Below are 262 nucleotides of genomic sequence, written 5' to 3'. Positions count from 1 at the left end.
CAGGCCATAGGCGCGGCAGGCGACGGTCATGCGCGACAGCGCGAAATGCCACTGATCGCCGGGATAATCCGGATTGAGGCCGCCGATGTTGACGGTGCGCGCCTTGTTGCTCGCGGCATAGTCGGCGACGCCGAAATGCATCGCCTCCAGCCGGCCGGGTGTGGCGGCGATCGCCTCGACATTGGCCATGCCGAGCGCGGTCTCGATCAGCGCTTCGAGGCCGACGCGGGTCTTGAAACCCTTGGCCATCTCGATCTGGTTG

1 protein-coding gene is annotated in these 262 nt (G+C 66.0%); it reads right to left on the bottom strand.

The window, feature by feature from the left end:
• Positions 1-262: aldolase/citrate lyase family protein (locus tag AU465_RS32745; protein ID WP_246506619.1), on the bottom strand; the 262-nt coding region annotated here is incomplete at both ends.

Source organism: Mesorhizobium silamurunense (genome assembly GCF_014843905.1).
Lineage (GTDB): Bacteria > Pseudomonadota > Alphaproteobacteria > Rhizobiales > Rhizobiaceae > Mesorhizobium > Mesorhizobium silamurunense.
The sequence above is the reverse complement of the archived record's forward strand: the minus strand, read 5'-3'. Positions and strand labels throughout refer to the sequence as shown.